General features: G+C 71.7%; 24 protein-coding genes. 8 read left to right on the top strand and 16 right to left on the bottom strand.

Annotated elements, in window-relative coordinates:
* Positions 1 to 41 precede the first annotated feature (41 nt).
* Both ACGFIK_RS25750 and tmk read right to left on the bottom strand, forming a co-directional pair.
* Complete coding sequence (locus tag ACGFIK_RS25750; protein WP_393341714.1) at positions 42 to 1,262, bottom strand: DNA polymerase III subunit delta'; 1,221 nt, start codon at positions 1,260 to 1,262, stop codon at positions 42 to 44.
* Complete coding sequence (tmk, locus tag ACGFIK_RS25745; protein WP_393341788.1) at positions 1,262 to 3,355, bottom strand: dTMP kinase; 2,094 nt, start codon at positions 3,353 to 3,355, stop codon at positions 1,262 to 1,264. The genes ACGFIK_RS25750 and tmk overlap by 1 nt, the downstream gene beginning before the upstream one ends.
* A 313-nt stretch (positions 3,356 to 3,668) precedes the next feature.
* On the opposite strand from tmk, the gene ACGFIK_RS25740 reads away from it, so the two are divergent.
* Positions 3,669 to 4,877, top strand: coding sequence for an amino acid deaminase/aldolase (locus tag ACGFIK_RS25740; RefSeq protein WP_327023182.1), 1,209 nt, complete (start codon positions 3,669 to 3,671; stop codon positions 4,875 to 4,877).
* An 88-nt stretch (positions 4,878 to 4,965) separates the two neighbouring features.
* Here the strand turns inward: ACGFIK_RS25740 and ACGFIK_RS25735 are convergent, their stop codons facing one another.
* Positions 4,966 to 5,610, bottom strand: coding sequence for a TetR family transcriptional regulator (locus tag ACGFIK_RS25735; protein WP_327027304.1), 645 nt, complete (start codon positions 5,608 to 5,610; stop codon positions 4,966 to 4,968).
* A gap of 222 nt (positions 5,611 to 5,832) precedes the next feature.
* Here ACGFIK_RS25735 and ACGFIK_RS25730 point away from each other — a divergent pair, with 222 nt between their 5' ends.
* The gene (locus ACGFIK_RS25730; RefSeq protein ID WP_327023183.1) at positions 5,833 to 7,149 is read left to right on the top strand and encodes a D-arabinono-1,4-lactone oxidase; all 1,317 of its coding nucleotides are present in this window, start codon (positions 5,833 to 5,835) and stop codon (positions 7,147 to 7,149) included.
* 68 nt (positions 7,150 to 7,217) lie between these two features.
* Here the strand turns inward: ACGFIK_RS25730 and topA are convergent, their stop codons facing one another.
* The 6 genes from topA to ACGFIK_RS25700 form a co-directional block, all read right to left on the bottom strand.
* Positions 7,218 to 10,079, bottom strand: coding sequence for a type I DNA topoisomerase (gene topA / locus ACGFIK_RS25725; RefSeq protein WP_393341710.1), 2,862 nt, complete (start codon positions 10,077 to 10,079; stop codon positions 7,218 to 7,220).
* Between the two features lie 313 nt (positions 10,080 to 10,392).
* Positions 10,393 to 11,112: a hypothetical protein gene (locus tag ACGFIK_RS25720; RefSeq protein ID WP_357529302.1), complete on the bottom strand. Its 720-nt coding sequence runs from the start codon at positions 11,110 to 11,112 to the stop codon at positions 10,393 to 10,395.
* Entirely contained in the window at positions 11,103 to 11,645 is a 543-nt protein-coding gene (locus ACGFIK_RS25715) for a hypothetical protein (protein WP_327023186.1), read from the bottom strand. The genes ACGFIK_RS25720 and ACGFIK_RS25715 overlap by 10 nt, the downstream gene beginning before the upstream one ends.
* Positions 11,646 to 11,767: 122 nt before the next feature.
* Positions 11,768 to 14,149 (bottom strand): sodium-translocating pyrophosphatase, encoded by a 2,382-nt coding sequence (locus tag ACGFIK_RS25710; RefSeq protein ID WP_393341707.1) that lies wholly within the window; start codon positions 14,147 to 14,149, stop codon positions 11,768 to 11,770.
* A gap of 327 nt (positions 14,150 to 14,476) precedes the next feature.
* Positions 14,477 to 14,911: an ATP-binding protein gene (locus ACGFIK_RS25705; RefSeq protein WP_327023188.1), complete on the bottom strand. Its 435-nt coding sequence runs from the start codon at positions 14,909 to 14,911 to the stop codon at positions 14,477 to 14,479.
* A complete protein-coding gene (locus ACGFIK_RS25700) occupies positions 14,911 to 15,252 on the bottom strand; it encodes an STAS domain-containing protein (protein WP_327023189.1) in 342 nt (113 codons plus the stop codon). Before ACGFIK_RS25700 ends, ACGFIK_RS25705 begins: the two co-directional genes overlap by 1 nt.
* 141 nt (positions 15,253 to 15,393) lie before the next feature.
* Between ACGFIK_RS25700 and ACGFIK_RS25695 the strand changes: the two genes are divergently transcribed.
* The 4 genes from ACGFIK_RS25695 (at position 15,394) to ACGFIK_RS25680 (ending at position 19,347) form a co-directional block, all read left to right on the top strand.
* Positions 15,394 to 17,826: a DEAD/DEAH box helicase gene (locus ACGFIK_RS25695; protein ID WP_327023190.1), complete on the top strand. Its 2,433-nt coding sequence runs from the start codon at positions 15,394 to 15,396 to the stop codon at positions 17,824 to 17,826.
* Positions 17,827 to 17,938: 112 nt separating this feature from the next.
* Complete coding sequence (locus ACGFIK_RS25690; RefSeq protein WP_327023191.1) at positions 17,939 to 18,145, top strand: hypothetical protein; 207 nt, start codon at positions 17,939 to 17,941, stop codon at positions 18,143 to 18,145.
* Between the two features lie 105 nt (positions 18,146 to 18,250).
* On the top strand, positions 18,251 to 18,829 hold the full coding sequence (locus ACGFIK_RS25685) for a hypothetical protein (RefSeq protein ID WP_327023192.1): 579 nt from the start codon (positions 18,251 to 18,253) through the stop codon (positions 18,827 to 18,829).
* A 101-nt stretch (positions 18,830 to 18,930) separates the two neighbouring features.
* Positions 18,931 to 19,347: a hypothetical protein gene (locus tag ACGFIK_RS25680; RefSeq protein ID WP_393341703.1), complete on the top strand. Its 417-nt coding sequence runs from the start codon at positions 18,931 to 18,933 to the stop codon at positions 19,345 to 19,347.
* Positions 19,348 to 19,402: 55 nt separating this feature from the next.
* On the opposite strand, the gene ACGFIK_RS25675 is transcribed toward ACGFIK_RS25680, so the two are convergent.
* Genes ACGFIK_RS25675 through ssd form a run of 7 tightly spaced genes read right to left on the bottom strand, consistent with a single transcriptional unit; the run spans position 19,403 to position 24,694 of the window.
* Positions 19,403 to 19,756, bottom strand: a complete 354-nt coding sequence (locus tag ACGFIK_RS25675; RefSeq protein WP_393341700.1) for an Rv3654c family TadE-like protein — start codon at positions 19,754 to 19,756, stop codon at positions 19,403 to 19,405.
* Positions 19,753 to 20,121 (bottom strand): TadE family type IV pilus minor pilin, encoded by a 369-nt coding sequence (locus ACGFIK_RS25670; RefSeq protein WP_393341698.1) that lies wholly within the window; start codon positions 20,119 to 20,121, stop codon positions 19,753 to 19,755. The genes ACGFIK_RS25675 and ACGFIK_RS25670 overlap by 4 nt, the downstream gene beginning before the upstream one ends.
* The gene (locus ACGFIK_RS25665) at positions 20,118 to 20,276 is read right to left on the bottom strand and encodes a DUF4244 domain-containing protein (protein WP_327027305.1); all 159 of its coding nucleotides are present in this window, start codon (positions 20,274 to 20,276) and stop codon (positions 20,118 to 20,120) included. The genes ACGFIK_RS25670 and ACGFIK_RS25665 overlap by 4 nt, the downstream gene beginning before the upstream one ends.
* A 32-nt stretch (positions 20,277 to 20,308) precedes the next feature.
* Positions 20,309 to 21,178, bottom strand: a complete 870-nt coding sequence (locus tag ACGFIK_RS25660; protein ID WP_393341696.1) for a type II secretion system F family protein — start codon at positions 21,176 to 21,178, stop codon at positions 20,309 to 20,311.
* A complete protein-coding gene (locus ACGFIK_RS25655; protein ID WP_393341694.1) occupies positions 21,178 to 22,362 on the bottom strand; it encodes a hypothetical protein in 1,185 nt (394 codons plus the stop codon). Before ACGFIK_RS25655 ends, ACGFIK_RS25660 begins: the two co-directional genes overlap by 1 nt.
* Positions 22,359 to 23,600: a TadA family conjugal transfer-associated ATPase gene (locus ACGFIK_RS25650; RefSeq protein WP_393341691.1), complete on the bottom strand. Its 1,242-nt coding sequence runs from the start codon at positions 23,598 to 23,600 to the stop codon at positions 22,359 to 22,361. Before ACGFIK_RS25650 ends, ACGFIK_RS25655 begins: the two co-directional genes overlap by 4 nt.
* Positions 23,597 to 24,694 carry a septum site-determining protein Ssd gene (ssd, locus tag ACGFIK_RS25645; protein WP_327023198.1) on the bottom strand — a complete coding sequence of 366 codons (1,098 nt, stop codon included), beginning with the start codon at positions 24,692 to 24,694 and terminating at the stop codon, positions 23,597 to 23,599. The genes ACGFIK_RS25650 and ssd overlap by 4 nt, the downstream gene beginning before the upstream one ends.
* A 262-nt stretch (positions 24,695 to 24,956) precedes the next feature.
* On the opposite strand from ssd, the gene ACGFIK_RS25640 reads away from it, so the two are divergent.
* The gene (locus ACGFIK_RS25640) at positions 24,957 to 25,856 is read left to right on the top strand and encodes a hypothetical protein (protein WP_393341688.1); all 900 of its coding nucleotides are present in this window, start codon (positions 24,957 to 24,959) and stop codon (positions 25,854 to 25,856) included.
* Positions 25,857 to 25,933: 77 nt separating this feature from the next.
* Positions 25,934 to 26,485 carry a GNAT family N-acetyltransferase gene (locus ACGFIK_RS25635; protein ID WP_327023200.1) on the top strand — a complete coding sequence of 184 codons (552 nt, stop codon included), beginning with the start codon at positions 25,934 to 25,936 and terminating at the stop codon, positions 26,483 to 26,485.
* Positions 26,486 to 26,495 lie beyond the last annotated feature (10 nt).

The following is a 26,495-nucleotide window of genomic DNA, read 5'->3' as shown; positions in this document are numbered from 1 at the left end:
GCCTGTGGATAACGGTCCGGCCGACAGGACCTGGCCGGGTGTCAGCCCTTCCAGAGGGAGAGCATCATCGCCTCGACGGCGATCCGGGGCTTGACGTTCGCCTCGATCGCGGTGCGGCACGCCAGCACGGCTTCCAGCCGGCGCAGCGCCCCTTCCGCCTGCCAGGTACGCGCCCCGGCATCGGCCAACTCGACCGTGTCGGTGTGCACCGGCGCCACCGGCGCCCCCAGCGCCATGGTCAGGGCGTCCCGGTAGAAGGCGGCCAGGTCGACCAGCGCCCGGTCCAGCGCGTCCCGCTGGGCCCGGGTGGCCCGTGACTTCTGCCGCCGTTCCAGGTCCTTGAGCTGACCGGCGGAACCCCGGGCCGCGCCGGCCGCACCCCGGCCGGTACCGCCCGCCCCCAGGGCGGTCTCCAGGGCGGCCCGCTCCGCGGCGTCGACCTCCACGACCGCAGCCTCGGCCTCGGCCTCGGCCGCCTCGATCAGCGCGGCGGCCGCGTCGAAGGCTGCACCCACGCTGGTCAGTCGGCGGGGTACCGCCAGCACCGCCTCCCGCCGAGCCCGGGCCTGGGGGTCACCGGCCAGTCGCCGGGCCCTACCGACATGCCCCTGGGTGGCCGCCGCCGCCCACCGGGCCACCTCGGGCGCGATCCCGTCCCGACGCACCAGCACCTCGGCCACCGCCTCCGCCGCCGGCTGCACCAGGGGTACGACCCGACAGCGGGACCGGATGGTCACCGAGATGTCGTCCGGGTGGGTGGAGGGGGTGCAGAGCAGGAAGACCGTCCGGGGTGGCGGTTCCTCCACCGCCTTGAGCAGGGCGTTGCCGGCCGCCTCGGTCAACCGGTCGGCGTCCTCGATGATCACGACCTGCCACCGGCCACCGGAGGGGGTGCTGGAGGCGCGCAGCACCAGCGCCCGCATCTCGCTGACCCCGATGGAGAGCCCGTCCGGCACCACCAGCCGCACGTCGGCGTGGGTGCCGGCCAGGGTGGTGTGGCACCCGGGGCACCGCCCGCACCCGGTGCCCTGCTCGCACTGCAGGGCGGCCGCGAAGGCCCGCGCCGCTACCGACCGACCCGAGCCGGGGGGCCCGGTGAAGATCCAGGCATGGGTCATGCCGGCGCCGGGATCGGGCCCGCCGACCTCCGGCTCCTGATCGCCCCGGGGGGCGCGCAGCACCTCGGCTGCGGCGGCGGCAGCCCGGCGTAAGGTGTCCACCGCCTCGTCCTGCCCGACCAGGTCGGCGAAGGCGTCCGGCATCAGGTCCGCTCCGTGGTCACCAGCTCCGTTGGGGATAACTCGGGCTGCACCGAGGTGTCCGGGCCACTGGCCGGCCCCGGGTGGTCCAGGTCATCGGAGGCGAGCAGTTCCGCCACCCGATCGGCGACCCGCTCGGAGATCTCCTCGGCCGAGTGCCCGGCGTCGAGCACAAGGTAGCGCTTGGGGTCGGCGGCGGCCAGGTCCAGGAAGGCGTACCGGACCCGCTCGTGGAAGGCCAGCGACTCGGCCTCCAGCCGGTCGACCGTCTGGCTGCGCTCGGCCACCCGGGACAGCCCGGTGCGGGGGTCGATGTCCAGCAGCACCACCAGGTCGGGCTTGAGCCCACCGGTGGCCCAGGAGGAGAGCCAGGAGAGTTCGTCGACCGGCAGGGTACGCCCGGCACCCTGGTACGCCAGGGAGGAGTCGACATACCGGTCACTGATCACGACGGCACCCCGGGACAGGGCGGGCCGGACCACGGTGGCCACGTGATGGGCCCGGTCGGCGGCGTAGAGCAGGGCCTCGGCGCGCGGGGAGGGTGCCTCGTCGTCGACCCCGTTGTCCAGCACCAGGGAGCGGATCCGGGTGCCGACCGCGGTGGCGCCCGGTTCCCGGGTGACCACCACGTCCCGGCCCTCGGCCTGCAGCCGCTCGGCCAGGTGGGCCAACTGGGTCGACTTGCCGGCGCCCTCGCCGCCCTCGAAGACCACGAACAGCCCGGCCGCGACGAAGGGCTCCGCCGGCATCAGCGGACGGCCCCGGATCGAACCCCACAGGTCGGCCAGGACGGGAACGCCCTTCTTGTCGTCCATCTGGCCGAAGGCGCTGATCCCGGCGAAGATCCCGGCCGCCCCGGCGGCCAGCAGCAGCAGGCGGGTGGCGGAGATCGAGATGCCCAGGTCGGCGATCACCAGTTGGCGGGAGCCACCGACACCGGCGAGCAGGCTGCCCAGTGCGATGGCCAGGATCAGCACCAGCCGGGTGCCGATCTGCACCACGGCGAAGACCCGGCCGCGTACCTCGTCGGCGACCTCGCCACCGAGCAGGGTGGTGCCGGAGAGGAAGGCCATTCCGGCGCCGGCGCCGACCAGGACCGCGCCGACCAGGGCCATGGACAGGTGGATGGCGAAGGCCAGGGTCATCACCGAGGCGCTGGCCAGCACGATGCTCATGCCGAACCAGCGACGCCGGGACATGTCCCGCACGATCATCGGGCCGAGCCCGATGCCGATCGCCAGGCCGAAGAAGATCGCCCCGAAGAGCAGGGAGAAGGCGGCGTCACCTGCACCGAGGGAGTTGGCGAAGAACCGGGAGGTACCGATCACGATGCCGCCGCCGGCGAAGGCACCGAAGATGCCCAGCACCAGGCCACGGACCAGCGGCGTCTTCCCGATGTACCGCCAGCCCTCGTTGAACTGGCGCAGCATGCTCTGCTCGGACTGTTCCTGCCGCTGGCGCTGTCCCTGGCTGATCTCCTTGATGCCGAAGGCGACGACCAGGGCGGTGGCCAGCCGGGAGAGCGCGTTGAACCAGAGCGCGAGTTGGGCCGGCTCGGCCCAGGAGGGCATCTCGCCGCCGGTGGCGCCCCGGACTATGCCGTCGAGCGAGGCGAGCACGATCGCGGCGAAGATCGGCGTCAGGCCGTACGTGGTGATCAGGGTGAGCTGGTTGGCGGTCTCCAGCCGGGCGCGCGGGATGAGGTTCGGTACGGCCGCTTCCTTGGCCGGGATCCAGAGCAGGGTGACCGTCTCGATCAGGAAGGTGGCGATGGCCGCCCAACTGACCACCCGGGCACCGCTGGCGCCGGTCAGCGCGTACAGCGGGATGGAGGCGAACAGTACGAACCGCAGCAGGTCGCAGATGACCATGGTCCAGCGCCGGTCGAACCGGTCGGCGAACACCCCGGCGATCGGGCCGAGCAGCAACGCGGGCAGCAGTCGAATGGCGATCACGCCACCGAAGGCCGCCCCCTTGGCGGTGCTCCCCTCCACCTGGGCGGCGGCGAAGATGCTGGTGGCGAGCAGACCGAGCCAGTCACCGAAGGAGGCCGCGCTGAGCACGATCCAGAGCCGGCGGAAGGGCCGGATGCGCAGTACGGAGCGGATGGCGGGGTAACCGGTCAGGTCGGCCTGGCCGGTAGTGCCGCCGGATCGACTCTGACCGCTGGGCTGGTCCGCGGACGGCGACACGCCGGACGACTCGCCGTTGAACTGGCTTTCGATGGCCGTACCTCCACGTGCCGGCCCATCGCTGGGCACCCCCGGTGGAACACTCTAGACCTGCGGGGACCCACCCCCGTCACGCCTCGCCTTGCCTGCCGAGCCTAGGCCGCGGTTGCCGAACGGTGTTGAGCAGGCAGGACGCGAGGGTGTTTCGCATTCACCGTTTCACAGTTAGCGTGCACACGTGGCCACCGACAGCGAGAATCTGCGCCACCGACTGGACCGGGCGACCCGGCACCTCGATCCCCCGTACGCGGTGGTCGACCTGGCCGCCTTCGACACGAACTCCGCCGCCCTGGTCGCCCGGGCCGGCGGCAAGCCGCTGCGGATCGCCAGCAAGTCCCTGCGCAGCCGGGAACTGATCGCCCGGGCCCTGGGCCGTACCGGCTGGCAGGGGGTGATGGCGTTCACCCTGCCCGAGGCGATCTGGCTGGTGCGGACCGGAATCACGGACGACGCGCTGGTGGCGTACCCCACTGTCGACCGGGGGGCCCTCGCCGAACTAGCGGCCGATCCGGTGCTGGCCGCCGCCGTCACCCTGATGGTCGACGACCCCGATCAGCTGGACTTCTACGACGCGGTGCGGTCGTCGGGTAACCGGCCTGAGCTGCGGCTCTGCCTGGATCTGGACGCCTCCTGGCGGCTGCTGGGCGGCCGGGTGCACGTCGGGGTACGCCGCTCACCGGTGCACAGCGCCCAGGCCGCCGGCCGGTTGGCCGCCACGATCGCCGCCCGGCCCGGCTTCCGGCTGGTCGGCCTGATGTCGTACGAGGCACAGATCGCCGGGGTAGGCGATGCGCCACCCGGGCAGGCGGCGCTCGGCCCGGTGATCCGGCTGGCCCAGCGCGGGTCGTACCGCGAGCTGCTGGCCCGCCGGGCTGCGGCGGTGGCCGCCGTACACGACCACGCTGACCTGGAGTTCGTCAACGGCGGCGGCACCGGCAGCGTGGCCGCGACCAGCGCCGATCCCGCGGTCACCGAGGTCACCGCGGGATCGGGGCTGTACGGGCCGACGTTGTTCGACGGTTATCGGGCCTGGCGTCCCACCCCGGCGGCCTTCTTCGCCTGCGCGGTGGTCCGGCGGCCGGCACCCGGGCTGGCCACCGTGCTCGGCGGCGGCTGGATAGCCTCCGGTTCGGCCAGCCGCAGCCGACTGCCCCGACCCTGGCTGCCCACCGGACTCACCCTGGTCGGCACCGAGGGTGCCGGTGAGGTGCAGACCCCGGTGGCCGGTGACCCGGCCGACCGGCTGCGCCTCGGCGACCGGGTCTGGTTCCGCCACGCGAAGTCCGGTGAGCTGTGCGAGAGGGTGAACGAACTGCACCTGGTGGAGGGGGACCAGGTGGTGGCCACCGTGCCGACCTACCGGGGCGAGGGCCACGCCTTCCTGTGATCCGGGCTGGTTCCGGACCGACCTGCCGCCAGGCTGGGCCGGTGTGGCCGGGCCGGGGCGGCGAAAGCGGGGCCGGGGCGGCGAGTGCTCAGACGGGTTGGGCGGTCGTCTCCGTGGAGTCGACGATCTGGTCGTCGGCCGGCTTCGCGGGCTGCACGACCGGCCGGTGCCCGGTGTCGCCCCGGGCGTCCACCTGACGGTGCAGGTAGTCGCGGATGAGGGCCTTGGCCTCGGCCAGGACCCGATCGTCGCCGTCGGACCTGCGCCGGAAGGCGAGCTTGATCAGCGCGTCGGCCACCTCCACCGCGATTTCCAGATGGAAACGCAGCTCGGGCACGCCGGCGAGGCCGAAGCGTTCGGTGAGCACCCGGGCCAACTGGTCGGCGATCACCCCGTTGTTGTCCCGCTGCTCATCGAGCAGATGCAGGTCGACCACGTCGCCGAAGTGCAGGGTACGGAAGCCGGGAACGGTGCGGTGCATCGTGATGTACTCGTCGATGCTGGCGTCGACCCCGTCCCACCAGTGGGTCAGATCGTCCGAGGCGAAACGCTCGTCGAGCCGCTGGAGGTACGCCTCCATCGTGCGCAGGGTCAGCGCCTGCACGATCGCCCGCTTGTCCGGGAAGAACTGATAGACCGACCCGATCGCCACCTCTGCCCGCTCGGCGAGCAGGGTCGTGGTCAGCCCCTCGTACCCCACTTCGTCGACGAGTTCGGCGCAAGCGTCCAGCATCCGCTGGACCCGCGCGACACTACGACCCTGCACCGGAACCCGGCGCAGCGGCCCGGTCGTGGCGGCTGAAGTGGACACTCGCCACCCCCTCTCGACGGATGAACATATCTACACGTCACCAGTTCGTGACTACCGGTACAACGAGCGAATCTCGATTGCGGTGTTTACCAGGAACAACGTTCCTGATATGAACGCCATTCATATTCATCTGAAGGAGCGCCGATGCCCCGAAGCAGCGCCGCCGACGCCAGCACCTGGTCAAACTGGGCGGGAAACCAGCACAGCGCGACAACCGCCGTCCTGCGTCCCACCACTATCGCGGAGGTTGTCGAGCAGGTCCGCTCCGCCGCCGAGGCCGGTGCCCGGATTCGCCCGGTCGGCAGCGGTCACTCCTTCACCCCCGTCGCGGTCGGCGACGGCAGCCGGATGGACCTGGCCGAACTCGCCATCGACGTACGTGTGGACATCGATCGGCGCCTCGTCACCGTACCGGCCGGGATGACCCTGCGGCAGCTCAACTCGCTACTCGCCGACCATCAGTTGGCGCTGCCCAATCTCGGTGACATCGACGCCCAGACGGTGGCCGGGGCGATCTCCACCGGCACCCACGGCACCGGTGCGGGGTACGGCGGACTGGCCACCTTCGTGGCGGCCCTGACCCTGGTCACCGGCACCGGTGAGGTCCTGCACTGCTCTGCCGAGGAGCACCCCGAGGTGTTCGACGCGGCCCGGATCTCCCTCGGCGCCCTCGGGGTACTGGTCGAGGTGACCCTGCGCTGTGTGGAGGCCTTCGTACTGCGGGCCCACGAACGCCCGGCCGCCCTGGACACCGTGCTGGCCAACCTGCCCGACCTGGTCGGCAGCCACGACCACGTCGAGTTCTTCTGGTTCCCGTACAGCCGCCGGGTGCAACTCAAGGTCAACGACCGGGTGCCCGCCGACGACCGGCCCCTGCCCCGCTGGCGCGGCTGGCTGGACGACGACTTCCTGGCCAACACGGTCTTCGCCGGGGCCTGCCGGCTGGGCCGGGCGGTGCCGGCCCTGGCCCCGACGATCAGCGCCCTCTCCGCCCGAGCCCTCAGCGAACGCATCTACACCGGCCGCTCCGACGCGGTCTTCTGCAGCCCCCGCCGGGTCCGCTTCGTGGAGATGGAGTACGCCCTACCCCGCGAGGCCCTGCCCGAGGCGCTGCACGCCCTCCGCCGGATCATCGACCGGCTGCCGTTCCGGGTGCTCTTCCCGGTCGAGGTGCGCTTCACCGCCGCCGACGACATCTGGCTGTCCCACTCGTACGGCCGGGAATCGGCGTACGTGGCCCTGCACCAGTACCTCGGCATGCCCTACGAGCCGTACTTCCGCGCCTTCGAGCAGGTGGCGACGGAGCTGGGCGGCCGTCCGCACTGGGGCAAACTCCACTGGCGCGAGGCCGACTCCCTGGCCGAGGCCTACCCCCGCTGGCAGGACTTCCACCGCATCCGCACCCACCTGGACCCCCACCGCCTCTTCACCACCCCCTACCTAGCCGCGCTCCTAGCCTGAAGCCAACGTGAATCTTGGTACGAAACCGCCCGCCGAGGGGCGCTTTCGTACCAAGATCTCTAGCGGGGTTACTCGGGGCGCGCGGAGGTGGCCTTTTTGGGGGCCGCCTTCTTGGGAGCGGCCTTGGTGGCCTTGGTGGCGGCAGCCTTGGTGGCCTTTGCTGCCGTGGCCTTGGTGGTCTTGGCCGCAGTGGACTTGGCCGCAGTGGTCTTGGTGGCCTTTGTGGCTTTGGTGGCCTTTGCTGCGGTGGACTTGGTGGTTTTCTTGGTGGCCTTCTTGGGGGCAGGGCCCTTTGCTCGCTTCTCGGCGAGCATCTCGGAGGCTTCCTCCAGGGTCAGTGCCTCCGGAGTCTGACCGCGCCGCAGGGAGGCGTTGGTCTCCCCGTCGGTGACGTACGGGCCGAACCGGCCGTCCTTGATGACCAGCGGCTTCTCGGTCAGCGGGTCGGCGCCCATCTCCCGCAGGGGCGGAGCGGCGGCCCGCCGCTGCCGGGTCTTCGGGGTGTTGAGCAGAGTCAGCGCCTCGTCCAGGGTGACCGTGAACATCTGGTCTTCCGAGTCCAGCGAACGGAACTCGTCGCCACGCTTGACGTACGGGCCGAAGCGGCCGTTGTTGGCGAACACCTCGGCGCCGTCCGGTGCCACCCCGACCAGGCGGGGCAGGCTGAGCAGCTTGAGGGCCTCGTCGAGGGTCAGCGAATCCGGCGACTGCGAGCGCAGCAGGGAGGACTTGCGTTCCCCGCTGGCCACGTACGGGCCGAAGCGGCCGGACTTGAGCAGGATCGGCTCCCCGGTGGCCGGGTCGTCGCCGAGCTTGCGCTCGCCCCCGCCGCCGAGGAACAGCTCGTGCACCTTCTCCGGGGTCAACTCGTCCGGGGCCAGGCCCTCGGGGATGGGCGCCCGGTCGCCCGGGGTGCCGCCCTCCTCGCCCTCCGCCTTCGGCGCGGGCTGCTCGCCGGGCAGTGCCCGTTGCAGGTACGGCCCGAACCGGCCAACCCGCACCACGACCTCGCGGCCTTCCTCGTCGGTGAACAGCGGGATCGAGTTGACGCTGCGGGCGTCGATCTCGCTGAGGTTCTCGGTGACCAGCTTCTTCAGCCCACCGGAACGGGCGATGTCCTGGTCACCGGCGCCGTTGGTGGTGCCGAAGTAGAAGGCGGTGAGGAAGTCGACCGCCGCGTGGTCACCACCGGCGATCTCGTCCAGCTCGTTCTCCATGCTGGCCGTGAAGTCGTAGTCGATCAGGCGGGGGTAGTGCCGCTCCATCAGCCCGATCACCGCGAAGGCCAGGAACGACGGGATCATCGCCTGGCCGCGCTTGACGACGTACCCCCGGTCCTGGATGGTCTGCATGATCGAGGCGTAGGTGGAGGGACGCCCGATGCCCAACTCCTCCAGGGCCTTGACCAGCGACGCCTCCGTGTAGCGGGAGGGTGGCTGGGTGTGGTGGCCCTGGGCGGCCAGCTCGTCGGCGGTCAGCGGCTGGTCCTTGACCAGGTTGGGCAGCCGACGCTCGGCGTCCTCTGCCTCGGCGTTCTCGTCGTCGCTGGACTCGACGTAGGCCCGCAGGAAGCCCGGGTCGGTGATGGTCTTGCCGGTGGCGCCGAAGTCGGCCTCCTCACCGGCGGTGGTGGTGGCCCGGATCCGCACCGACACGCTGGAGCCGACCGCGTCGGTCATCTGGGAGGCGATGGTGCGCCGCCAGATCAGCTCGTAGAGCTTGTACTCCTCGCCGGAAAGTTCCTTGGCCACGTCGCCCGGGGTGCGGAAGTTGTCCCCCGCCGGGCGGATCGCCTCGTGGGCCTCCTGGGCGTTCTTCACCTTGCCGGTGTAGCGGCGCGGCTCCGGTGGCACGCTGCGCTCGCCGTACAGCTCGACGATCTGCCGGCGGGCCGCCGCGATGGCGGTCTCCGACAGGTTCACCGAGTCGGTACGCATGTAGGTGATGTAGCCGTTCTCGTAGAGCCGCTGCGCGGTGCGCATCGTCTGCTGCGACGAGAACCGCAGCTTGCGGGCCGCCTCCTGCTGGAGGGTGGAGGTGATGAACGGTGCGTACGGGCGGCGCCGGTAGGGCTTCTCCTCGACCCGGGTGACCGTGAAGGGGCGCCCGTCCAGGCGGGCGGCCAGCCCTCGGGCACCGCTGGAGTCCAGGTGGACGACGCCTGCTCCGGCGCGCACCTTGCCGGTGGTGGGCTCGAAGTCCTTACCGGTGGCGATCCGGTCGCCGTTGAGGGCCACCAGGGTGGCGTTGAAGGTGCGCGGGCCCTCGCCGGCGTTCCCCACCGCCAGGGTGGCCAGGATGTCCCAGTACTCCGCGGTGCGGAAGGCCATCCGCTGCCGCTCCCGCTCGACCACGATCCGGGTCGCCACGGACTGCACCCGGCCCGCCGACAGCTTCGGCATGACCTTCTTCCACAGCACCGGGGAGACCTCGTAGCCGTAGAGCCGGTCGAGGATGCGGCGGGCCTCCTGGGCGTCGACCAGGCTGCGGTCGATCTCCCGGGGGTTGGCCACCGCGGCCTGGATGGCCGGCTTGGTGATCTCGTGGAAGACCATCCGCCGTACCGGCACCTTGGGCTTGAGGGTCTCCACCAGGTGCCAGGCGATCGCCTCGCCCTCACGGTCCTCATCCGTGGCCAGGAGGATCTCGTCGACCTCCTTGGCCAGCTTGATCAGCTTGCTGATCTGCTGCTTGCGGTCGGCGGAGACGACATAGAGGGCGTGGAAGCCGTTGTCCACGTCGACACCGAGCCGGGCCCACGGCTCGCCCTTGTACTTCGCCGGCACGTCGGCGGCGTTGCGCGGCAGGTCGCGGACGTGCCCAAAGCTGGCCTCCACGACGTACCCCGGGCCCAGGTAGCCCGAGATCGTCTTGGCCTTCGCCGGCGACTCGACGATGACCAGACGGGTGGTTCCAGCATTGCTCGGCACTTCGGTTTCGACCTCATTCCCACTCGTGGCCGCGCCTGTGGCGGATCGGGGCACGCTCGACCCCCGATACCCGGCGGTCCGGATGTCCAACGTAACGCGCCGTCCGTCTTTCGGGTTTCGCGGGCGGCAATCCGCTCGGGACGATCCGTGGTCACGCCGAACGGCGTCACCGTACACCCTGGGTAGGCTCGAAGGCGTGCCACTGTGACCATGGCAGCCCCTAGGTGGAGGTGGCACCCGGCCGTTTCTCCGCAGGTGCGCTGTTCACCGGCTGTCCTGGATCGGACAACCGTCGCCCGCCCGACAGCGGCGATCAGTCGCGGGTCGGCCAGGCTCCGGGCGGCGCCGCGGGTGGGGGTTCGCCGACCAGTTCGGCCAGCCGCCGCATCCCCCGCCGTCCGGCGATCCGGTACGCGGGGCCGCCGGCCTCCGGCTCGACCAGTTCGCCGACCAGCCCGGCGGCGACCAGTGCTGCACCGACCACCGCCCAGCGACCCGGGTCCAGACCCCCGAGGTGCAGCACCACGGTGTCCGGCGAGTCGATCACCCCGGCCGTGGCCAGCCAGAGCCGCAGTCGCCGGCCGTCCAGTTGGAAGCCGGGGGGTGGCTGCTGCGTCGGGCCGCGCAGCCAGGCCGCCGCCAGCGGCACGATCACCCGGGTGTACGCGGTCCGCACGGCGTACCGCTGATCCTCGGTCGGGGTCCAGGTGGCCCGGACCCCCCGCTGGGCCAGTTCGGTGATGAGCACGTGGACCCGCCAGGCCGCCCCGACCACCACCGACAGCCGGGCCGTGCCGCCCATCCGGTGTACCTCGCCCGGCCCGGTCAGCAGACCGGCCAGGTCGGCCACCGAAGGTTCGGCGGTCTCCGCGCCGAAGAAGACCAGTTGCCGGTCCCCGGCCGGGGTGCCCTGGTCGGACTCGGCCGCCGGCACCCGGGCCCGTCGGGGGGTCGGTGGCGCCACAGCGGGCACCGGGAAGGACACCGGCAGCGGTTGCGCCGCCGATGTCTCACCGGGACCGCTCAATGGCATTCGGGTACCTCGTCGAAGGCGCGCTTCAACTCCTCCGAGTTCAGTCTGCTGGTGTCGAGGGCGCTGGCGTCGTAGTCCTCTTGCAGCCGTTCCACCGCTGCCTGCACGCCGTCGTAGAAGGCGGTGGCCTCACCCGTGCCCAGCCCGTCGATCGTGCTGCGGGCCCGCCCGTAGGCGTCCCGCATCGACGCCAACGACGCCCGGAATCCCTCGGAGATCTCCGCACCGTTCTCGACCGCCGGCACCCCGGCCTGCTCCACCTTGCGGCGAGCGTCCTCGCTGGCCTGTTCGGCGCCACCGAAGAGTCGGACCAGGTTCTCCTTGGCCTGCGCGGGGGTGGTCTGGGCGGTCATCTGTTGATCGGTGCTGCTGGTCAGCTTGCTGATCTCGGCTCGCCAGGGGGTCAAGGCCGAGCACACCGAGGCGGCCCACGCCCTGGGGCTGGGCCCGTCGGACCCGCAGCCGGTCAGCAGGACCACCGTGGCCAGGACCACCGTCACCGCTCTGGCGGCGTCCGCCCGGCACGTACGCATGCGTTGCAGGGTACGGCCTCCTGTTGCCCTCGGCACCGCCTCACCGGTGCCGGTCCCACTGCGCCGACCGGCCCCCGGGCGGTGGTGCCGCTGCCCGGGGACCGGTGACGCTAGACGCAGGGTCAGGCCTTGATCTCCTCCGGACGCGGGTCCGCCGTCCCCGGCCCGCTGGGGGAGTCCTCCTCCAGGGCGATGCTCTTGCGCTTGCTGAACACCACCGCCGCGACCACGATCAGGGTCGCCACCACCGCGATGGTGACCCGCAGACCGACATTGCGGTCGTCGCCGATGCTCCAGGCCACCACGGCCGGCGCGATCAGCAGCGAGACCAGGTTCATCACCTTCAGCAGCGGGTTGATGGCCGGGCCGGCGGTGTCCTTGAAGGGGTCACCGACGGTGTCGCCGATGACCGTGGCGGCGTGCGCCTCGGAGCCCTTGCCGCCGTACGCCCCGTCCTCGACCATCTTCTTGCTGTTGTCCCAGGCCCCACCGGAGTTGGCCAGGAAGACCGCCATCAGGGTGCCGGCCCCGATCGCACCGGCCAGGTACGAGGCCAGCGCGCCGGGCCCGAGGCCGAAGCCGACCGCGATCGGCGCCATGATCGCCAGCAGGCCGGGGGTCAGCAGTTCGCGCTGCGCATCCCGGGTGCAGATGTCGACGACCTTGCCGTACTCCGGGCGCTGGGTGCCGTCCATGATGCCGGGCAGCTCACGGAACTGGCGGCGGACCTCCATCACCACGGCACCGGCCGAGCGGGAGACCGCGTTGATGGCCAGGCCGGAGAAGAGGAACACCACGGCCGCACCGATGATCAGGCCGACCAGGTTCTGCGGGTTGGCCACGTTCAGCGCGTTCAGGATCTCGGCACCGACGTCGGTCACCCCGGCGTCGGCGTACGCGATGCGCAGGGTGTCGGTGTACGAGCCGAACAGCGCGGTCGCGGCCAGCACGGCCGTGGCGATCGCGATGCCCTTGGTGATCGCCTTGGTGGTGTTGCCCACCGCGTCCAGCTCGGTGAGGGTACGGGCGCCGTGCTCGTCGATGTCGCCGGACATCTCGGCCACACCCTGGGCGTTGTCGGAGATCGGGCCGAAGGTGTCCATGGCCACGATCACGCCGACCGTGGTGAGCAGACCGGTACCGGCCAGCGCCACGGCGAACAGCGACAGGGTGATCGAGCCGCCGCCGAGCAGGAAGGCCCCGAAGACACCGGCGGCGATGAGCAGCGCCGAGTAGACCGCCGACTCCAGGCCGACGCTGATGCCGGCGAGGATGACCGTCGCCGGGCCGGTCTGCGAGCTCTTGCCGATGTCCTGCACCGGACGGCGGTTGGTCTCGGTGAAGTAGCCGGTCAGGGCCTGGATGGCGGCGGCCAGCACGATGCCGATGACGACCGCGCCGATGACCACACCACGCGGGCCGAACGGCGGGTCCCCGCCGTCCACGCCGAGGGCGGTCCGCCAGTCGTCGCCGAGCTGCGCGGCCCAGGAGGGCTGGAGGTAGACGAAGGTGGCCACCGCGACCAGTACCGCCGAGATCAACGCGGAGAGGTAGAAGGCCCGGTTGATGGCGGTCAGGCCGTTGCGGTCGGAGGCGCGCAGCTTGGTGATGAAGACACCGATGATGGCGACCAGGACCCCGATGGTGGAGATGATCAGCGGCAGCACCAGGCCGTCCGTGCCGAAGGCGGCGCGACCCAGGATCAGCGCGGCGACCAGGGTGACCGCGTACGACTCGAACAGGTCGGCGGCCATGCCGGCGCAGTCACCGACGTTGTCGCCGACGTTGTCGGCGATGGTGGCCGCGTTGCGCGGGTCGTCCTCGGGGATGCCCTGCTCGACCTTGCCGACCAGGTCGGCGCCGACGTCGGCGGCCTTGGTGAAGATGCCGCCGCCGACCCGCATGAACATGGCCAGCAGGGCGGCACCGAAGCCGAAGCCCTCCAGCACGGTCGGCGCGTCACCCCGGAAGATCAGCACCACCAGCGCGGCACCGAAGAGGCCCAGCCCGACGGTGAGGAAGCCGACCACCCCACCGGTCCGGAAGGCGATCTTCATGGCCGCTTCCCGGCCGCCTTCCCGCTCCCGGGCGGCGGCGGCCACCCGCAGGTTGGCCCGGGTGGCCAGCCACATGCCGGCCCCACCGATGAACGCACTGAACAGGGCGCCCACCACGAAGAAGAGCGAACGGCCGATCTTCACCGCGGTCTCGCTGCCGTCGGTCTGGTGCACCGGCAGCAGGAAGAGCAGCACTACGGCGATCACCACGAAGATCGCCAAGGTCCGGAACTGCCGGAACAGGTAGGCCGAGGCGCCCTCCTGCACGGCCCCGGAGATTTCCTGCATTTTCTCGGTGCCCTTGCCGGCGGCCAGCACGGCCTTCGTCAAGGCGGCGGCGAAGGCGAGCGCTACCAGCGCGATCACCGCGGCTATGACGACGTACGTGACATTGGCTCCGGTCAGGGAGATCGCGCCGCCGCCCTCGGCGGCCAAGCTGTCGGACATCTGTGTCCTCCTGTGCCGAACAACGCGCCGGCCGGTGGAGACGCACCGACCTGCGCCTGGATGCGAATTCGCAAGTGCGCGCTGAGCCACCCCAGGGCGAACCAGCGCCTCCACGCCCAGCCGCGCTGGTTGTCCGAGGGATCACTTGCTGACAACCCGCGTACTCTAGCCCTCCGCAGTGTTCGAGGTCACAGCGAGGTGCCCGGCAATGTCGATGATCTTCGTCGCTGTGTTATGAGAATAAATCTGATATAGGGTCCCATCCATGACAAAGCCGCCGCATTCCCTGCTCAGGGAAGGCGGCGGCGGGTCAGCGGAGTCGATTGACTAACGGGTCAGCGGCCAGACCATCCGGACCTCGGTGCCGATGCCGTCGTCAACCGGGCGCACCTGGAGATCCTCGACGAACCCGGCGAGCAGGGCGAAGCCCACTCCGGTGGTGAGGTCGTCCTCGTTGAGGGACTCGTTGGCCAACTGGTCGGCGTCCAGAGCGGCCAGGCCGATCCCCGCCTCGATCGGGGCCCGGTCCACCACCCGCACCGCGTACGCCCCGGAGTCGGACATCTCCACCAGCACCGGCTCGGTCAGCCCGTACTGGCGGTGCAGGGCCACCGCCCGGGTGCACGCCTCACCGATGGCCAGGCGTACCTCGTCGAGCAGCTCCTCGCGGATCCCCGCCCGACGGGCGACCGCCACCCCGACCAGACGGGCGGTACGCACATGCACCGGCGCCGGGGAGAAGGAAAGCCGTACCGTCGCCATCACGCGCCGGTGCCGGTCGCCGCTTCGACCGTGGGATGCAGTGGGAACACCTGGTCCAGGGCGGTGATCCGGAAGATCTTGAGCAGCGGCTCCTTGTCGCAGACCAGGGCGAAGGTGCCGTCGGCCGTACGCAGTCGCTTGAGCGCGCCGACCAGCACACCCAGCCCGGTGGAGTCGAGGAAGTCGACCCGTCCCAGGTCGACCACCACATGCCGGGCACCGGAGTCGATCAGCTCGAGCAGCCGCTCGCGGAGTCGGGGGGCGGTGTAGACATCCACCTCACCGCCGACCTCGAGCACCGTGTGCTCCCCCACGGTTCGGGTAGCCAGCGACAGCTCCATCGATCCTCCCTCGACGCGGCCGTAAGCTTCATGGGCATCTAACCACTACCCCTGAGACCACCCGACGACTCACCGGGATCGGCTTCACCGTAGCGGCACGCCAATTTCCCAATTCCGAACACCAGTGCGAGAGTGCAGGACGTGACCTCGGCAGCCAGCGTATCCGCCGGCCGGGGCCCCGAGTCGGGCCCCGTCCCGGTTCCGGTCGCCGCGCCCGGGGACCTGCTACGTCGGCTGCGGCAACGACACCCGGTCGATCCGGTCACCCATGTGCAACGGGTGCCATCCCGGGCCGGTACCCCGGCCCCCTGGCCGCAGTGGGTTGGGGAGGAACTGCGCACCGCGTACGCCCGGCGGGGGGTGACGGCACCCTGGCGGCACCAGGCCGAGGCGGCCGAACTGGCCCACGACCGGCGGCATGTCGTCGTGGCCACCGGCACCGCCTCCGGCAAGTCCCTGGCGTACCAGTTGCCCGCGCTGGCCACCCTGCTGGCCGACCCCCGCGCCACCGTGCTCTACCTGGCACCGACCAAGGCGCTGGCCGCCGACCAGTTGCGCGCCGTCGCCGGGTTGGAGATCGAGGGCGTACGCCCGGCCTGCTACGACGGGGACACCCCACGGGCCGAACGGGAGTGGATCCGACGGCACTCCCGGTTCGTGCTGACCAACCCGGACATGCTGCACCACGGCATCCTGCCCGGCCACGCCCAGTGGTCGGGATTCCTGCGCCGACTGCGGTACGTGGTGATCGACGAGTGCCACGTCTACCGGGGGGTGTTCGGCTCCCATGTCGCCCATGTGCTGCGCCGACTGCGCCGACAGTGCACCCGGTACGGCAACTCCGCCGGCCCCACCTTCGTACTGGCCTCGGCGACCTCGGGAGACCCGGCGGCCACGGCCGGACGGCTGATCGGCCTGCCGGTGACCGCGGTCACCGAGGACGCCTCCCCCCGGGCCGGGGTGACCTTCGCCCTCTGGGAACCTCCGCTGCTACCGGCCGAGACCGCCGCCTCGTCGCCCTCCGCCGCCGCACCCGCGCCGCGCCGTGCTCCGGATACCCCCCGACCCACCGATCCCGAGGTCCTGGACCTCACCCAGGTCCGTCGGTCGGCGCTGCGGGAGACCGCCGACCTGCTGGCGGACAGTGTCGCCGCCGGGGTGCGTACGTTGGCCTTCGTTCGTTCCCGGCGGGGCGCCGAGGTGGTCGCGACCAACGCCCGGCGCAGCCTCGACGAGGCGGTGCCCGGGCTCGGCGCGCGGGTGGCCGCCTACCGTGGCGGCTACCTGCACGAGGAACGGCGCGCCCTGGAGCGGGCCCTGCTGCATGGCGACCTGCTCGGCCTGGCCTCGACGAACGCCCTGGAGTTGGGGGTCGACCTGGTCGGGTTGGACGCCGTGTTGATCTGCGGGTACCCGGGCACCCGGGCCTCGCTGTGGCAGCAGGCCGGACGGGCCGGACGCTCCGGGCAGGAGGCCCTGGCGGTGCTGGTGGCCCGCGACGATCCGCTGGACACCTACCTGGTGCACCACCCGGAGGCGGTCTTCGGCGCACCGGTGGAGGCCACCGTGCTCGACCCGGCCAACCCGTACGTGCTCGGGCCCCAGTTGGCCTGCGCGGCGGCCGAGGCCCCGCTGACCGTGGCCGATCTGGAACTCTTCGGCGCCAGCGCAAAGGAGACCGTGGAGGCCCTGGTGGAGGCGGGGGCCCTGCGGCAGCGGCCGACCGGCTGGTACTGGCGGCACCGGGAACGGCCCCAGGTGGACCTGCGTGGCGACGGGGGTGCCCCGATCTGCGTGGTGGAGGCGGCGACCGGTCGGCTGCTCGGCACCGTCGACGGCGGCTCGTCCCACTTCCTGCTGCACCCCGGCGCGGTCTACCTGCACCAGGGGGTCTCCTACGTGGTCGACACCCTCGACCTGGAGGACGGCTGCGCGCTGGTCCATCCCGAGGAGCCGGACTGGTCCACCCACGCGCGGGACGTCACCTCCCTGTCGGTGGTGTCGGTGCGCTCGTACGTCGACGCCGGGCCGGTCGGGCTGTTCCTCGGCGAGGTGGACGTGACCAGCCAGGTGGTGTCGTACCAGCGGCGACGCCTCTCCACCGGCGAGGTGATCGACACCCGGCCGCTGGACCTGCCGGCCCGGGAACTGCGTACCGTCGCGGTCTGGTTCACCCTCTCCCCGGAGTCGCTGGCCGCCGCCGGGGTGGAGCCGGCCGAGGTGCCCGGGGCCCTGCACGCCGCCGAGCACGCCGGAATCGGGCTGCTGCCGCTGTTGGCCACCTGCGACCGGTGGGACATCGGTGGGTTGTCCACCGCGATGCATCCGGACACCGAGGCCCCCACGGTCTTCGTCTACGACGGTCACCCCGGCGGGGCCGGTTTCGCGGAGCGGGCGTACGGCACGGCCGCCGCCTGGCTGACGGCCACCCGGGACGCCATCAACGAGTGCGGCTGCGAGACCGGCTGTCCCTCCTGCGTGCAGTCGCCCAAGTGCGGCAACGGCAACAACCCGCTGTCCAAGCCGGGCGCCGTCCGGGTGCTCGACGTGGTGCTGAACAACCTGCCGCGCTGACACCAGGCATAAAACCCGGGGCGTACGGGCAAGAACGGTGGGAGCGCTTCCATCGATGCTCGTTGGCCTGCGCTTGCTGTTTTCTGTTCGTCCGCGTACGTGAGGAGGGGCCGTGGCCGACACCATCGCCGAGACCGTCGACCTGCTCTACACCATCGACCAGGAGCAACTCAGTGTCGATCAGCAGATCGCCCTGAGCACGGCGCTCGCCACCCTGGCGCAGGCCGAACGGCTGGATCAGATCAACGAACGGCTGCGCACCATCCAGCAGTTGCTCACCAACGTGACGCACCGGTCGACCGCCGACGGCATTCGCTGACGGGATTCGCTGATTCACCCCTCAGCGCCGTCCGCATCGTGCCTGCTCGACGCCGCCGTTGCCGGGCTGTGCGACACTCCGGCGCATCAGAGTTGAGGAGAATTCATGCAGCTCGACAGCCTTCAGTCGCAGCACCAGTTCCACGTCCGCCAACGGATCCGTCTCATGGTCAACCAGTACGAGGTCCACAGCGTGGCCCCGGACGGCACCGAGGGCGGTCTGCTGGCGTTCGCCCAGCAGAAGCGGCTCGCCTTCAAGGAGCAGGTGACGATCTACACCGACGACTCGAAGCAGCACCCACTGCTCGGGTTCAAGGCCCGCCAGCGCCTCGACCTGGCCGCCACGTACGACGTCACCGACCACGCCGGCAATCCGATCGGCCTGTTCCGCAAGGACTTCGCGCAGTCGTTGCTCCGGTCCACCTGGCATGTCGAGCAGGCCGGTCTGCCCGCCGTCACCGGCCAGGAACGCAGCATGCCGGTGGCCCTGCTGCGCCGCTTCGTCGACTCGCTGTCCTGGCTGCCTTACCACTTCGACTTCGTCGCCGGTGGCCAGCCGGTCTTCACAGTGATCAAGAAGTGGGGTCTGCGCGACCGGTACGTGGTCCAGATCCAGCACCCGCAGATCGACCGTCGCCTGGTGATCGCCATGGCGATCGCGCTGGACGCCCTCCAGAGCCGCTGACCGTTCCCGGGGCGGCTCCTTCGTCGCTGCCGCTTGATCCTCACCTTGGTTGAGCCCTGAGGATCGTCGGATCAGCCAATCGGCGATCAACAGGAGCGATGATGGACCTCGACAATCCGGTGCTCAAGCTGTGCCAGGAGGGGATGCGGGCGGAGGCGGAAGGCCGACCAACCGACGCGCGGGCGTTGTACGAACAGGCCTGGTCCAGGCGGGCCGACAGCTATGACGCCTGCGTCGCGGCGCATTACCTGGCCCGCCAACAGGACGATCCGCGGGAGAACCTGCGCTGGAACCAGGAGGCACTGCGGCAGGCCGACGCGGTCGGCGACACCAGAGTCAGCGCCCTGTACCCGTCGTTGCACATGAGCGTGGCGATGGCGCACGAACGGTTGGGCGAGCCCGCCGCCGCACGCGCCGCCTTCGAGCGAGCGGCCGAGCACGTCGCCGCATTGCCGGCGGACGCGTACGGCAACCAACTCCGTACGGCGATCACCGACGGTCTCAACCGGTTGAGCTGACCCCTGCCTCGGGTCAGGACCGAGGTATCCGCGGTGCCGGCCGGGCCGGCGGTGGTCAACCGCGCAGCGGCCCGGCTCGGGAGGTCACCGTGGCCACCCGGCGTAGGCCGGGCAGCGGCTCCACGGTCAGCTCGGCGGTGACCAGGATGTCGAGCCCGTCCAGGTGACACCGCACCAACCGGGCACCGTTGACGGCGATGATCTCGGCAGCCCGAGCGCACGCCGTCGACTCGTCCTGGAGGGCCCGGGCGGCCCCGGCCAGGGCACCGAAGTCGGCGGCTACCCGGGCCTGTTGACGAGCCATCCGGGCGGCGCCGACCCCGGCACCGAACAGACCGGCCAGGACGAACACCAGCCCGGCCGCCAACAGGCAGATGGTGGCCCCACCACGATCCCGGTCGGCCCTCATGGCTGCGGCTCCGGCACCCCCGGCTCGGCGACCGCCACCACCGAGCCCACCACGGTGATCACCGGCAGGTCGCCGCCGAGCACCCGTACCGGGGCGCGGACGGTCGCACGGACCAGGTCGCCCTCCATCACCACGGTGACCGTCGCACCCGGTGGCGCGTATCGACTGCCGGCAGGTGTGCCGTCCCCGCCCCGGGAGGCCGCCAGGGCCGCCTCCCGGGCCGCATCCAGACAGGCCGATCTGGTGCCTACCGCGTTGACGGCGGTCAGGCCGGTGAACAGGAACAGCAGCAGCGCCGGCAGGCCGGCCGCCATCTCGGCCGTGAAGGAGCCTCGGTCACGACCGGCCAGCCGGCGCCCGGTCAACTCAGCGCCCGGTCGATGACGGCCGCCAACGCCGACTGCACGCTGTCGGAGGTCAGCACCTTGAGCAGGATGCCGCCGAAGGCCACCGCCGCGAGTGTGCCGACGGCGTACTCCGCGGTGTTCATGCCGGCGTCCCCGCGCAGGCGGGCGAGCATTGTGCGCACTTGATCGTCCCTTCTCTATGGGTTCACAGCACGTCGCCGAGGACGGCGACGATCACCGGCACCAGACCGGCGAGAATGAAGGCGGGCAGGAAACACAGGCCCAGGGGCAGCACGATCAGCACCCCTGAGCGGCGGGCAGCGGCCTCGATCGTGGTGACCCGGTCGGCGCGCAGGTCATCCGCCAGCCGGGTCAGGGCCCCGGCCAGGGCGGCCCCGCTGCTGGCCGAGCGGACGGCGGCGGTGGCCACCCGCTGCCCACCCGGCACCGCGGCCAGATGCGCCCAGGCCTCCTGCGGCAACCCGCCGAGTTGCAGGGTCCGGCCTACCCGTCGCAGGTGGTCGGCCAACGGGCCGCCGAGGGCGTCGGCCACCGCGATGACGCACCGTTCCACCGGTGCCCCGGCCCGCAGGGCCGCCGCCATCAGATCGGCGGCCAGCGGCAGATCCGCAGCGGCCCGCAGCCGCCGGTTCCGGACGGCAGGAGGCTCGATCCGCCGGAGCAGTCGATCCAGCAACACCGTGACGAGCGACCCGACCAGCAGGCCGAACCAGCCTTCGAGCAGTACTGCCACGGCCACCCCGGCCAGAGCTGCGGCAAGGCGGATGCGGTCCAGTCGGCGGCTGAGGCCGCTGCGAGAGCTGGTGGGCGTACCGGTGCCATCGCCGCCGGATTCTCGAGCAGCATGGCCGACCGAGCCCTGACCAGCGCCGTCGCCGGTACCCCGACCGGGCGCCCGACCCCGGCCGGACCGGGCCCGGCCGACGCCGGGGTCGACCGTCGGGGTCTCGGTCAACCGGCGTAGTCGTCGGCGGGGACGTCGCCGGGCGACGGCCACCATGGCGAGCAGCACGGCCCCGGCCAGGCAACCCACTGCCAGGGTGAGGGCGGACATCAGCTTGCCCCGTCCGCGACCGTGCCCAGGCGGTCCGCCCAGAGCAGCCCGATCACCTGCAAGGCGATGGCGGCAGCCGCGCACCCGGCACCGATCGGAGTGTGCAGCAGCACCTCAAGCGGATCCACTCCGATGCCGTAGCCCAGGCCGATGCCCCCCAACGGCAGGGCCGCCAGCAACCAGGCAGTCGCGCGGGCACCTGCCGCCTGCGCGGCGGCAGCGGCCACTCCCCGGTCGGTGGAGCGGGCGTCGGCCTCGATCCGCTCGATCAGATCGGCCAGCGGCGCCCCCGTACGCTCGGCGAGCTGCACCGCCGCCTGGGCCAACTGCCCTGGCCGGTCCGGTGCGGCGATCCGGCTCGCCGACCGGGAGTGACCGTCCGAAGACCGGCCCTCGGGCCCGGCGGACTCATCCGGGTCGCCGGTCCGCCAACCTCGCTGCCTTCCGGCCGTCGACCCGGCGGCGGGCGCGCTGGCCGCCAATACCCGAGGGCTGGTCGGCACCGGAGCGAGCCCCAAGGTCTCGGCGGCGACCGGCACCGGCAGTCCGGCCCTGAGGTCGGCGGCCAGGGCACACAACTGGTCCAACCGCTCATGTCGCGTCCGGACCCGGAGGGCCTCCGCACCGTGTCGGTGCCACGCCCGCACGCCCAGCGCGCCGTACCCGCCGCAGGCGACCGCCGCCACCGGCCCGGCCAGCAACCCGGACACCCCGGCTCCGAGCAGCAGAAGAACAAGCAGGTAGCGCCGTGGTAACCCGGACCCGCGGGAGGTCTCCGTGGTGACGGTCCGAACCGGTGGGCTGGACACCGGCCGGGACTCGCCCGTCGCCGGGTCGGTACGGCCCACCTCGGAGCCGTCAGGCACGAAGGGGGTACGGCTTGAGGTCGGCGGGCGTCGGCTTCCCCGCCATTGCGGCGGGCGGGTCGGGGCCGGTGCTCCGGCGGGCGCCGCCCGGAGGACGGCCGGCTGACGGACGGCACATTCGCGCCCGACGGGCCGGATCGCGGCGGACTGGGTCAGCGGCCGGTCCTCCGCCTCTCGCAGGGTGACGATCCAATCGACCAACGCCTCTCCCTCCGCCCGGCTGGACCGGGCGGCTCGGACGACCAACCTGCGAACCGGCAGAGCCGCGACGACGAGCAGGCCCAGCAGCGCCAGCAACCACCAGTACCGGTCGCTCATGCCGCTGCTCCGGGCTTCGTCGCCACCGCAGTCGTTCCGGCGGCGTGCCCCAGTGACCTCGGCGGGGGTTCGTCCAGTATCGGCGGCACCGGGACCTCCCGGTCGCGGAGCAGGGCGGCCAGCGCCGGTCCCGCCGGACCGACACCGTGACCTCGAACCCAGGCGGGCACCGCCCTGACCAGCCGCTCGGGCCCCTCGGGCAGCAGCAGGCAGACCGACTCCAACGCCCGCCCCCGCGTCGTACGCCGGATCTGAACGACCACCTGAAGGGCTGCGGCCAGTTGGGCGTGCAACGCCGGACGAGGTAACCCACCGAGCAGGCCCAGGGCTTCCAGCCGGGCCGGCACATCCGACGGGGCGTTGGCGTGCAGGGTGCCGGCGCCACCGTCGTGGCCCGTGTTCAGGGCGGCAAGGAGATCAACGACTTCTGCGCCTCGACACTCGCCGACCACCAGACGATCCGGTCGCATCCGCAACGCCTGCCGGACCAGTTCACTCAGGCCGACACTGCCACGCCCCTCCACGTTCGCCGTACGCGCCTGCAACCCGACGACATGCGGATGCAACGGCCGCAGTTCCGCGGCGTCCTCGACCAGCACGATCCGTTCGGTGGCCGGCACCAGGCCGAGGAGGGTGTTCAGCAGGGTCGTCTTGCCGGACCCGGTCCCGCCGATCACCAGGTAGGCCAGCCGGGCCGCCACCACGGCGGCGAGCAGTGACGCGGCCGGGCGGGGCACGGCGCCCTGCGCCACCAACTCGTCCAGGGTGAAGGGCCGCTGCCGGAAGGTCCGCAGCGACAGGTACGGGCCGTCAGTCGCCACCGGCGGCAGTACGGCGTGCAACCGGGTGCCGTCGGCCAGCCGCGCGTCGGCGCAGGGTGAGCCGTCATCGAGGCGGCGACCGGCACCGGCGGTCAGTCGCTGCGCGAGCCTACGGACATCGTCCACCGTGCCCACCGGCACCGGAACCTGGTACAGCCCCTGCCCCCGGTCCACCCACACCCGGGTGCCGTTGACCAGTACGTCGGTCACCTCAGGGTCCGCCAGCAGCGGAGCGAGCGGACCCGCCCCGACCAGGTCGTCGCGTACCTGGTCGGCCATCCGCAGCAGGGCGGTGTCGCCGAGGACGGCCGGGTCGGCCTCGGCACGTACCGCCGAGACGATCGTGGCCGGGGTGACCGGCGTGGTGGCGGCGGCGATCCGTTGCCGGACCCGGGCCACCAGCGGGTGGCCGGTCATGCCGCACCCGTGACGGTACGGCCGGTCAGGTCGGCGACGATCCGCTGGCAGAGTTCCGCCAGTGGGCCGCGCCCACCGGCCGCCGGGGCCTCGCCTCGCTCAAGCCCACGACACAGGCCCGGCTCAGGGCGCAGAGTCCCGGCCAGTCGCAGCCCCAGGGCCCTAGCCACCTCCGCTGCGCGCAGTCGCCCGGGAGCCGGTCCACGGACGATGACCGACAGGTCCTGACAGTGCGGTGCGGCCACCGACACCACCCGGGCGGCGGCGGCCGTGGCCCGGAGTTCGGCCGGTACCACCACGAAAACCCGATCGGCCGCCTGCAGGGCGGTGACCGCCGCGTCGTCGAAATGCCGGGGCAGGTCGACGACGACGAAGTCCCGGCCCCGTCGGGCCGCATCCAGGGTGGAGGCCATGGCCTCGGCCGGCACGGCCACCGGATCACCCCGGTCCCAGGAGAGCACCACCAGGTCACCTCGGCTGGGCAGGGCCCGCACCAGAGCGGGTGGGTCTACCCGACCGTCGGCCCCGGACAGCGCCGGCCACCGCAGCCCCTCCAACTGCTCCCAGCCGAGGACCAGGTCCAGACCGCCGCCGAGGGGGTCGGCGTCGAGCAGCAGGGTCCGCAACCGACCTCGGGCGGCGGTGACCGCCAGCCCACCCGCCAGGATGCTCGCCCCGCCACCGCCGCGCCCACCCACCACGGCCACCACCCGCGCCTGCGCATCACCATCGGTACCGCATTCGGCGAACCGGTCGACCAGCCACGGCTCGGCCGCCGGCAGCACGGCCACATGTTCCGCGCCGAGCAGGTCCGCGACCTGCCACCCGGGATCGAGGTCCTCGGCCCGACCGACGAGCACCAGCCGGGACCGTCGGGGCAGGCGCGCCCGCAGGCAGGGTTGGGCCTGGTCGGTACCGACCAGCACCAGCGGAGCCGGTTGCCATCGGGTACGCGCGGCGGCCGGATCAGCGGCGACCTCCACCTCGACGGCGCCCGCGGCGGCGAGTCGAAGCAGGTCATCGAGGAGGTCACCGTCGGCGGTGACCACCAACGGCGGTCTCCGAGGCGGCGGAACGGAGGTACGGGACGGCATCGCGGCCTCCAACAGTCAGCGCGGGTTCGCTGTGCCGAACCATGCCTGCCGTGCCGCCTTTGAAGCCGCCCCGAACGCCCGCCCTGTGGATAACCAACCCTTCTGTGGACAACGCCCACCAGACCTGTTGATCTGCTATGTGTTGCCGAGCGCTCACCGAGTGTCCACATCGGTCTCTGCCCATGGTCAGGACTGACACGAACCACGCATAATCGGTCTCCGCTGCCGTCGGCGGGACGGCAATCCTCGCCGGATCGGGGTCATGACACAGTCGCCAGATCACGACGACGTACGCAGGCAACCTCGGCTTCGGATCGGTCCCTGGCTGCCCGATCCCGACTCGGACACCATGCCGCCAGCACCTCCCGCCACCCCGGTCAGGACCGCCCTGTCGGTCATCCCGGACTCCGCCGACGACCGGCCACCACCACTCGTACCCGAGCCGGTCGTCCTGGCAGTCGATCCGATATCGCAGCCCACCGACCGCCGTTCCCACCGGCTGATGCTGGCGGGTGTGGGTACCGCCGTGCTCGGCCTCCTGCTGACCGCGTTCTGGCCGACCACCCCGTCGTCACCGACCGCCGAACCGCCCACTCCGCCCGGCCGGTTCGGCTGGCCCCATGCCCCCGACCTGCCCTGGTCACCCCCCGGCGCCCTGACCCCCTCCGCCCCGCAGGCCTCGTCCTCCGTGGCCGGGGTCTCCTCCACCCGCCCGACCGCGCCCAGTCGGGCGTCCTCACCCACCCGCTCACCCTCGCCGTCGGCGACCAGAACCAGCCCGGCTGCCCCCAGCGCCAGACCGGCCTCTCCCAGCGCCAGGCCGAGCACCTCGCCGAGCCGGACGGTACGACCGACGCCGAGCCCTCGTCCGGCCGAGCCGCGAGAACTCACCCCGTTGCCAGCCGAGCGGGAGCGGGGTCTGCGGTCGGTCAGCGGTGGCCCGGAGACCAGCATCGAGTTCGTCAACCACAGGTCGCATCCGGTGACCGTCCACTGGCTGGACTACCAGGGCCACCGACGCCAGTACGCCGTACTGCAACCGTCGGCCTCGTACCGGCAGCACACCTATGTCGGGCATCCGTGGGTGGTGACCGGTGGCCGAGGTAGGGCGTTGGTCTGCTTCGAGCCCACCGCCACCCCTGCCCGCGCCGTGGTCCGCTAGGCCTGCATCGCAGTCGGTCACCACGGCCCGGTCGAAATAGGTACTTGACGATCCCGGAGGCTGCCAGGCTGCGTGGCATGGACGTGCGTCTCGAACCCTGGTCGGAATCCGCGCTCGATCTCCTGCGCCGGATCAACACCCCGCAGATGCGTCACCATGTCGGCGGTATCGAGCAGGAGGAACAGCTACTCGCCCGGCACCGCCGATACCTCGCGATGCCGGTAACCGGACGCGGCCGCATGTACGCCGTACTGCTCGGCGACGACATGGTCGGCAGCATCGCCTACCACCAGCGTGACTGGCAGGGCGAGCAGATCTACGAGACCGGCTGGAACGTCCTACCGCCCTACCAGGGCCGAGGCATCGCCACCGCAGCCGGCGCCGCCCTGATCACCATCGTCCGCGAGATCGCCCGCCACTCCGACGCACCCCACAGCCTGCACGCGTTCCCCTCAGTCGGGAACGCCCCCTCCAACGCGCTCTGCCACCGCCTCGGCTTCACCCTCCTAGGCCCCTGCGACTTCGAGTACCCGCCGGGCAGCGGCTCCCTGATGCGCAGCAACAACTGGCGCATCGACCTCGCCGACTCCAGCCGACCTACCGTCACACCCCAGCAGGACCGCCGGTGACGCCCAACGG

Source organism: Micromonospora sp. NPDC048871 (assembly GCF_043198155.1).
Lineage (GTDB): Bacteria > Actinomycetota > Actinomycetes > Mycobacteriales > Micromonosporaceae > Micromonospora.
Note: the sequence above shows the minus strand (reverse complement) of the source record. Positions and strands in the feature narration are given on the sequence as shown.